Consider the following 8,959-nt stretch of genomic DNA (forward strand, 5'->3'; position numbering starts at 1 on the left):
TAATATTCCAAGCTGTGCTGTGGTTTTTCAAGGCCTGCGGGTAGGGCCATGTTTGAATAGCCTTGAAAATACAAAACACAGGCATCGCGCCACCATCTCGCCTCTTTTACCTGAATCGCTAGCGCCATGCGCACCTGATTAAATTGGTTGGGCTCTATCTTGTCTTTAAGTCCCAGCCACTGCGCTTGCATCAGCTCAACTGCCGCTGCACCAGCATAATAATGTTCCACCAGCTCAACCCACAAGGTCTTACCTGAGGCCATGGTGTAATCCCATGGAAGATGATGAAACCATAAGAGTAAATTATCAGGGGTCTTCTTGGGATCATTGAAAATCTCTTGCCAGTAAGGTGCATATTGCGACACGGCATTGGTACCATCTGTTGTACGATCTAAACCAATACCCTTGTCATCAGCGCGATGATAATAAGTTGGGTTCCAGTCATCTCGACCTAAGTTGTCTACCCATGGCCCTGGGCCGTAGTGATGCCCCGTATCCATCAAATGGTGTAAACCGAGAGGGGTCATATAATTAACGATGTTTTCCCGAGATTGCATCATCATCGCCACTATTTGCTCACTGGCTTTAGGGTCGTGAGTTAAGGTCATGGCCACCCATTCACGGGCAATGTTCTGTGCACTTAAGTCGTGATCCCACGCTAAACGTCCCAATACATACCAGTTGGCTTGGCCAAAAATATGGCCTGTCCAATTTCTATCTGCGCCAATATTGGCCACTCCGGCCATGACCGTCAGCGGCGCTTTCGACAAACTGCCATCGATCACTTTGGCTACCGTTGAGCCCTCACCGTTTGTATGCGTATCGCTGTCTAAGACTTCTTTATACATGCTGCCTAAATACGCAAGATGAGTACTAAAGCCGAGATACTCTTGCGTTACTTGAAATTCCATAGCCAACGATGTCTGGGGCATCGCGCCAAACAAAGGACTAAAAGGTTCCCGTGGTTGAAAATCAATTGGGCCATTTTTTACTTGTACACTGACGTTGGATTCAAAGTGACCATCAAGGGGTACAAATTCGTTATAGGCTTGCAACGAACGTTCGTGCTCAGAATCATGGGCGTATACAAACGCACGCCACAGCACATTACCACCAAAGGGTTGCAAAGCCTTGGCTAACATATTGGCCCCGATATCATGGGTGCGCCCATAATCACCCGGACCGGGCTGACCTTCTGAATTAGCTTTAACTAAAAAACCGCCAAAGTCAGGAATAAGTTGATAGATTTCAGCTGCCTTCGCTTGCCACCATTGTTGCACTTGTGGGTCGAGAGGGTCAGAAGTAGGTAAACCATCCAACTGCTGCGGTGAACTGAACTTAATTGATAGGTACACTTTGATGCCATAGGGGCGAAAAATATCAGCTAAGGCCTGTACTTTACGTAAATAGGCAGGCGTTAAAATAAGGGAATTAGAATTCACGTTGATGGGCACTATGCCATTAATACCGACAGAGGCATTGGCACGTGCATAATCGTAATAGCGCTGCTCTTTGTAATCAGGCAATTTGTGCCAATCAAAAATTGATTCACCGGCAAAACCACGTTCAGTGTGGCGGTCTAAGTCATCCCAATGATTCAACATGCGCAATTTAATTTTAGGTGCTTGCTGGATATCGAGTTTGGCCAGTGACTGCTCGGTTTGCACTAATCGTAATAAATGAAAGGTACCGTACAACAAGCCCACAGGATTTTGTGCTGAAATTCGAATCTTGCCTTGCTGAGTCTGGATAGCGAAGCCCTCGTCAGTTGCATCAGCCTGTAACGAAGGATTAAGGGATATAACGAGTGTTGCTTGCTGGGCGCTGTCAGTAAAGCGTGGCTCTTGGCCTAATAGCCCTGGCAAAGCCAGTTGTAACTCTTGCATGATGACTTTGCCCGTGTCTGTTTGCGTATCGATGTAGATACTGCCAAGCTGCTTAGCGTAGTTTTTACGCAAAGAAACGTCGCTGAGTAAGTCATATTTGAGCCATAAACGATAACCATCTTCTCCTTTGAAATCAGCTATCGAGGCATTGGCTTGCTGAATAAACCCACTAAAAATAATAGCCACACACCAGTAACAAAAACGATTCATTTTTTGTTTCATCCTACTTATCTGTAAAACCAACCACATTAGGCTTTAACAACTATTTAACGTATGGAGTCAGCTTACCCTGTCACGGTAGTGAGTAACATTACCCAATTTAATAATCGCAGAGTGAAATTTTCCAATCTGCACAGTAAGCTGAGTAATTGATAAAATTGTTTGGCTTTTGTGATACTTCCGTGATGTTTGCCATTCAGACTCTTTCTCGTTAGCCCACTAATAAATAACGAGGAACCTTCCATGAAAAAACTATCTTTATTCTGCAGTACTGGCCTTATGGCCATGTTGTCTGGCCACGCAGTAAGCGCCGACTTGAGCATTGAAGTACAAAACTTAACGCAAGGCATTTATTTTACCCCCTTGGCCGTTGTGGCGCATACGCCAGATGCCAGCTTGTTTGAAGTCGGTCAAACCGCCAGCACTGAAATACAAATGATGGCAGAGGGTGGCAGCTTAGATGGTTTAAGCACTATTGCCACCGCGATTAATGCTGATGTGTTAGCTAATCCGGCCGGCGGCTTATTGGCCCCTACGATGAAAACCAGTGGTGACTTAATGACGGCTGATGGCAATACTGTGCTATCAATTGTTGCCATGATTTTACCTTCCAACGATGGCTTTGTTGGCCTCGATAATTGGGCTATTCCTACAGAGGCAGGCACTTACACCGTTTATCTCAACGCCTACGATGCCGGCACCGAAGCGAATGACGAAATACGCGGTAGCGGCGCGCCAGGTATGCCCGGTATGCCAGTACCACCACCCTTAGAGCCAGCACTTGGCACAGGTGGTAGTGGTATGGCCGCGACTGATGCCAATACGACAGTGCACATTCACCCTGGCAATATCGGTGATGACAACGCAACTGGTGGCAAAAGTGACGTCACTAACACGGTGCATCGCTGGTTAAATCCTATCGCTAAAGTCACCGTTACGGTTAAGTAAGGAGCTCAGTATGTTTAAACCAAATACATTGGCTCGGGGACAACTCGTGCTGTTACTCAGTTTTCCGTTTTTGCTGGTTGCCTGCGGTGATGACACCAAAGAAGTCGAGGTGATTGTAGAAGTGCCTGCCCCTGTGCCTACGCCGGTGGATGTCAGTTATCAAATCACCGTGACAAACCTCACTCACGATCAACCCTTATCTCCACTTGCTGTGGTGCTGCATGATTCAGGCAATTTGTGGACTATTGGTGGTGTGCCGTCAGTTGAATTAGAGAGGATGGCAGAAGGGGGAGATAACAGCGGTTTGCTGAGCCTAGGCTTAGTCAGCGCATCAGGTGCAGCACCGATTGGACCGGGTGAAAATGAAACCGTTGAAATTACGATCCAAGACAAAACAGACGCCTATTTGTCGGTTGCCAGCATGTTGGTGAATACAAATGACGGCTTTAGCGGTCTTAATGCTTGGCACTTAGATAATTTGGCGGTAGGCGAAAGCTGGACTACGACCTTGGGCGTGTACGACGCAGGTACAGAGGTGAACTCAGAACTTGCCGGCACGATTCCAGGGCCTGCTGATGGTGGCGAAGGTTTTAACGCTATGCGCGCAGATACAGGCTTTGTGGCGATGCATCCTGGCGTAGTAACCAGTGATGATGCGTTAGCGTCATCAGTACTGACTGCCAAACATAAGTTTGATAATCCGGCGCTACGGATAACCGTGATGCGCAGCCAATAGGCCTGCGCACTTAGTGCTTTAAGGCAAATGTGCAGCCCTTTTTATAAGGGCTGCTTGTTTTTTATTACATACAGTCATCAGGGAATAAACATGTTAGACAGAATTTTAATCGTTGAGGATGATGCCGACATTGCTGATCTGATACGCGTAAACCTGATGGAGTTAGACGTTGAAATTGACCATCAACAAGAAGGTGAGTCCGCCTTGCAAGCCGCTTTACAGGAGCATTATTCGCTTATTTTACTGGATGTGATGTTACCGAAAATAAACGGCCTAGATATTTGCCGACGTGTACGTGAACGTAAGCCGGCACAGGCCATCATCATGTTAACCGCAAAAAATTCTGAACTTGATCGGGTACTGGGTTTAGAACTTGGGGCAGATGATTATATGACGAAGCCCTTTAGTGTCAGAGAGCTTCAAGCACGAGTCCGTTCGCAACTGCGCAAAGCCCGCGCCTTAGAGCAAGTCATTGAAGAACAGCGCAGCACTCATCAGTCTCAGGTTATTGACATCGGCATACTACACATCGATAAATTGCATCATCAGGTAAAAATGAAAGCCGATACGATTGACTTAACCGCTACCGAATTTGAGCTGTTATTGCACTTAGCAAGTCATCCCAATCAAGTGTTTAGCCGCAGCCAGTTATTAGAATCAGTTTGGGGTTATCACCACAGTGGTTATGAGCACACGGTAAATTCACACATTAATCGACTCAGGGCCAAAATCGAAAGCGATGCTACCCAGCCCGCCATCGTACAAACCGTATGGGGCATTGGGTATAAATTCAATCCGCAAGGAGTAGCATGATGAAATTGTGTTTTTATCAGCGTTTATCCCTTTCGGTGGTGTTAGTCATGATGAGTGTCATGTTTGGTTTATTTTGGTTAATCGGACAATTGCAAAACCAAACCAAACTAGAAGCAGAGCAAAAACTTCACCTGGGATTAGCAGAACACTTATTAGTGGATGCGCCATTGCTCGCAGAAGGCAATTATGAACTCAGTACTTTAAAAGATTTATTTCATACCTTGATGATCATGGGGCCTAATTTTGAATTTTACTATTTAGATCCACAAGGAAATATACTGGCCTATTCAGCGGAACCACAAAAAATTCTACGCAAACAAGTGGGGCTTAAGCCTATTTTGCAGCTTATCGACGGTAACACCGCCTTGCCTCTTGTAGGTGATGACCCTAGACAACTACAGCGGAAAAAAATATTTTCTGCGGCACCCGTTTATCGCGCAGAGCAATTGCAAGGCTATCTTTACGTTATTATTGGGGGCGAAATTTACGACTCCATACTCGCCAATATTCAAAACAATCATAAAATGCGAGAACTCGCGCTATTTATGGCGGCAGGCTTAATATTTTTGCTGGTGATGATTTTAGTGCTGTTTAAATTTTTCACTAAACCTTTGCAGTTATTGAGTGAAGATATGGAAACCATTTGCGCTGCTGATTTTAAGCGGGAGCAACTGCCACATAATTTAGCCAAATGGGATAAAGACAGTCACAACGAAGTTCACCGTTTGGGGCAGTCGTTTACCAAAATGTTAAGTCACATCGAACAACAATTTAGTGCTCTGCAACATATCGACGACCAGCGCCGCATGTTACTCGCCGATTTATCTCACGATTTACGTACGCCCTTGGCTAGCTTGCAAGGTTATATTGAAACCTTAGCCTTAAACCCTGACTCAATAAGTGCGAATGAGCGTAAGCGTTTTATCGACATTTCCTTAAAAAATGCTAAAAACCTCAAACACTTAATTGACCAAATATTTGAACTCACTTATTTGGAAAGCGGCCAAGTCACTCTTAACCAAGAATCTTTCCCCTTAGCTGAGCTATTGCAAGATGTAGCCGCAAAATTTGCCATAAAAGCCAACCATAAAAGCATTGCAATAAACGTGAGTGACATGCCACTCAATTACCGCGTGTTTGCGGATATTGACAAGCTCGAACGTGTCTTGAGTAACCTAATTGACAATGCAATCCGCCACACGCCGCACGGGGGGCAAATATCGCTGCAGGTTTTGCCACAAAAAGAGAGTTTACGGGTCAATATTAAAGATACGGGTATTGGCATCAGTGATAAAGAACTTGCCTACATTTTTGATGCTCGTTATCAGGCCACTAATAGCGCTAAAGACAACACCCTTCATACTGGCTTAGGCTTAGCCATCAGTTGCAGATTAATGGCCTTGCTAAATTCTAAATTAACCGTAGAAAGTCAATTAGGGCAAGGAACCTGCTTTAGTTTTGAGTTAAAAACGGCTCACTAGCAGAAAAATCGGCAGCGCTGATACCCTGACTAGGCATCTCGATTTTGCACATAACAATTGCGTCCTTGTGCTTTGGCTTGATACAAGGCTTTATCGGCTTTTTTTACTAAGTTTAAGGCATCAGATTGTAAATCGAGTTTTTCTAAACAAAAGCCTACCGAGCAACTGACATAGTCTTGGCCGAGAATTTTACCATGAGGGACTTTTTCACGTGCCCATTCGGCTAGTATCTGCTGCGCTAATTCAATGCACTGACTTTGCTCACAATTAGCTGCTACGACGATAAACTCCTCACCACCGTAACGCGCAACTATATCGGTAGTGCGGCGAAACACCTTACTTAACAAAGAGGCTTGAAGCTTTATTACTTCGTCACCCTGCACGTGGCCGTAACCATCGTTGTATGATTTAAACGAGTCTAAATCGATTAAAAACACCGCCACTGTCGTGCCATTGCGTTTACCTAGCTCAAGCAGTTCTGCAAACCGTTTTTCATAACTGCGACGGTTTAAAATATTAGTGAGTGGGTCAATTTCGTTTAAAACCAGCAATTTTTCATTGGCGATGGTCAAACGATCGAACGCTTTTTTAACTTCATACACCCCAATTAAACCTACGACTAACGCCGCTAAGACAAAGCCAATACTCACCCCACTTTGTTTACCATAGACAGGGTAATTCAGCACTAAAACTAAAAAACCAATAAATGCCACAGCACTAAAGGCCACTGCAAAATCAAAGCGGATCCTAAATACCAGTAAAGTAAACAGACTATAAATAACGGTGCCTTCATAAGGGAAAGCAAAATTCGCCAACTGCCAGCATTGCAAAATAAGCCAATAGTTAATGTAAACAAGCAGCAACATCGATACGCTGACCACTAAGCTATGGATTTTTATATATATCGGCAAAAAAGTCAGTCCAAACAGGAGTAAACAAATCGGAAGTTGCATGAATAAACGCGAATCTAAATACAGTGAATGGAGCGAATTTGGCAGTAAGGCTAAGTCAGCCAAAATAAAACTGCACAATATGACCACACCAATTAAAATGATGAGCCTTAAATGTATCAAATTAATGGATTGGTGTTCTTTTACCATATTTTCACTCTATCCTATTGCCTAAAGCGTTACCCCTTAGCAGTTGGGGCTAAATATCTAGTTGTAGCTCAAGCCTTTCATAACTCAAACTGTTTTGACATCGTTTTAAAAAAATTTCGTTTCAATTTGATTATGATTTTAACTCGGTCTCTTCCTGTTATTATTGATGCCCGCCCCTATGAGATTGGACGCATTATGTTAGATGTACTATTCACCGCCATGGCTTTGCTGCTTATATTCGAAGGTATTGGACCGATGCTGTTTCCAAACAAGTGGCAACAGTTTATTACTCAGCTAGCACAGCAACCCTCTAATCAACTGCGCACCATGGGTGGTGTACTCGTGACCATAGGCATAGTAAGCCTTTATTACCTTCTCTGGTAGTTTGTTATTTTTACATCTAATTACCCTGATTTTGCTATTTAGATGCTGGTTGTTTTTTGTTAGAATCCCCGCCTAATTTTTCTGACTCCCTACTATTCATGGCTAAAAATGTTGTTGTACTCGGCACCCAATGGGGTGATGAGGGTAAAGGTAAGGTTGTTGATTTACTCACGGATCAAGCAACTTACGTCGTTCGTTATCAAGGCGGACACAATGCGGGCCACACGCTAGTTATTGACGGTGAAAAAACCGTTTTACATCTTATTCCATCCGGTATTTTACGTGCAAACGTGACCTGCGTTATTGGTAATGGTGTGGTATTGAGCCCAGAAGCGTTGTTAAAAGAAACGGCGATGCTTGAAGCGAAAGGCGTGCCGGTTAAAGAGCGTTTGCGCATCAGCGAAGCTTGCCCATTGATTTTGCCTTATCACGTTGAGCTTGACTTAGCCCGTGAGAAAGCCCGTGGCAACAAGCCGATTGGCACGACAGGTCGCGGTATTGGACCCGCTTATGAAGATAAAGTCTCGCGCCGTGGTTTACGCGTGGGTGATTTATTTAATGCAAAAGACTTTGCCGTTAAACTGAAAGAAATCCTTGAGTATCACAACTTTGTTTTGACCCAATATTACAAAGTTGAAGCGGTCAGTTATGAAAAAGTGCTGGCTGACGCCTTAGCGGTAGCCGATATACTCAAAGCCATGGTGGTTGATGTCACCGACGTGCTAGACCAAGCTCGTCAGCGCGGTGATTGTATTATGTTTGAAGGCGCACAAGGCACCTTATTAGATATTGACCACGGCACTTACCCTTACGTTACGTCATCCAACACAACAGTGGGCGGTGTAGCAACAGGTGCCGGCTTTGGACCACTTCACTTAGACTATGTACTTGGTATTGTTAAAGCCTATACCACTCGTGTGGGTTCTGGCCCATTTCCTACTGAGCTTGACTGCGCAGTTGGTGAGCACTTAGGTGTTAAAGGTCATGAGTTTGGTGCGACCACAGGACGCAAACGTCGTACTGGTTGGTTTGATGCCGTTGCTATGAAACGTGCAGTACAAATTAACTCGATCACTGGGTTTTGTTTAACCAAGTTAGACGTATTAGACGGCTTAGAAAGCTTAAAAATATGTATCGGTTATAAACAAGCTGATGGTTCAGTTAAAGATGTCCCACCAATGGCTGCCGACGGCTATGACGTGATCACACCAATATACGAAGAAATGCCAGGCTGGAGTGAAAACTCCTTTGGTGTAACCGACTATGACAAGTTACCCCAAGCGGCCAAAAATTATATCAAACGCTTAGAAGAAATTACTGGCGTGCCCATTGATATTATTTCAACCGGCCCTGACCGCAACGAAACTATCGTATTACGCCATCCTTTTGATG

At 44.5% G+C, this 8,959-nt stretch carries 8 protein-coding genes; 6 read left to right on the top strand and 2 right to left on the bottom strand.

Features of this window, described 5'->3' with window-relative positions; genetic code table 11:
• Positions 1-2,096, bottom strand: a 2,096-nt coding sequence (locus NWQ57_RS17470) for an alpha-glucuronidase family glycosyl hydrolase (protein WP_306023456.1), incomplete at its 3' end; no start/stop codon positions are given.
• Between the two features lie 288 nt (positions 2,097-2,384).
• On the opposite strand from NWQ57_RS17470, the gene NWQ57_RS17475 reads away from it, so the two are divergent.
• From NWQ57_RS17475 to NWQ57_RS17490, 4 genes are all read left to right on the top strand, one after another.
• Positions 2,385-3,053, top strand: a complete 669-nt coding sequence (locus NWQ57_RS17475) for a spondin domain-containing protein (protein ID WP_372340935.1) — start codon at positions 2,385-2,387, stop codon at positions 3,051-3,053.
• Positions 3,054-3,063: 10 nt separating this feature from the next.
• A complete protein-coding gene (locus NWQ57_RS17480) occupies positions 3,064-3,789 on the top strand; it encodes a spondin domain-containing protein (RefSeq protein ID WP_306023458.1) in 726 nt (241 codons plus the stop codon).
• Positions 3,790-3,879: 90 nt separating this feature from the next.
• A complete protein-coding gene (locus tag NWQ57_RS17485) occupies positions 3,880-4,602 on the top strand; it encodes a response regulator transcription factor (protein ID WP_306023459.1) in 723 nt (240 codons plus the stop codon).
• Positions 4,599-6,083, top strand: coding sequence for a HAMP domain-containing sensor histidine kinase (locus tag NWQ57_RS17490; RefSeq protein ID WP_306023460.1), 1,485 nt, complete (start codon positions 4,599-4,601; stop codon positions 6,081-6,083). Before NWQ57_RS17485 ends, NWQ57_RS17490 begins: the two co-directional genes overlap by 4 nt.
• A gap of 29 nt (positions 6,084-6,112) precedes the next feature.
• Here NWQ57_RS17490 and NWQ57_RS17495 read toward each other — a convergent pair whose 3' ends face one another.
• On the bottom strand, positions 6,113-7,183 hold the full coding sequence (locus NWQ57_RS17495; protein WP_306023461.1) for a GGDEF domain-containing protein: 1,071 nt from the start codon (positions 7,181-7,183) through the stop codon (positions 6,113-6,115).
• Between the two features lie 195 nt (positions 7,184-7,378).
• Here NWQ57_RS17495 and NWQ57_RS17500 point away from each other — a divergent pair, with 195 nt between their 5' ends.
• On the top strand, positions 7,379-7,567 hold the full coding sequence (locus NWQ57_RS17500; RefSeq protein ID WP_306023462.1) for a DUF2065 domain-containing protein: 189 nt from the start codon (positions 7,379-7,381) through the stop codon (positions 7,565-7,567).
• A 98-nt stretch (positions 7,568-7,665) separates the two neighbouring features.
• Positions 7,666-8,959: adenylosuccinate synthase (locus tag NWQ57_RS17505; protein ID WP_306023463.1), on the top strand; the 1,294-nt coding region annotated here is incomplete at its 3' end.

Origin of the sequence: Paraglaciecola sp. (assembly GCF_030730205.1) — a bacterium.
In the GTDB taxonomy this organism is placed as follows: Bacteria; Pseudomonadota; Gammaproteobacteria; order Enterobacterales; family Alteromonadaceae; genus Paraglaciecola.

Coding starts and splice junctions, on each gene's coding strand:
- NWQ57_RS17475 (WP_372340935.1), top strand. CDS start 2,385: ATGGCCATGTTGTCTGGCCACGCAGTAAGCGCCGACTTGAGCATTGAA.
- NWQ57_RS17495 (WP_306023461.1), bottom strand. CDS start 7,183: ATGGTAAAAGAACACCAATCCATTAATTTGATACATTTAAGGCTCATC.
- NWQ57_RS17485 (WP_306023459.1), top strand. CDS start 3,880: ATGTTAGACAGAATTTTAATCGTTGAGGATGATGCCGACATTGCTGAT.
- NWQ57_RS17500 (WP_306023462.1), top strand. CDS start 7,379: ATGTTAGATGTACTATTCACCGCCATGGCTTTGCTGCTTATATTCGAA.
- NWQ57_RS17480 (WP_306023458.1), top strand. CDS start 3,064: ATGTTTAAACCAAATACATTGGCTCGGGGACAACTCGTGCTGTTACTC.
- NWQ57_RS17490 (WP_306023460.1), top strand. CDS start 4,599: ATGATGAAATTGTGTTTTTATCAGCGTTTATCCCTTTCGGTGGTGTTA.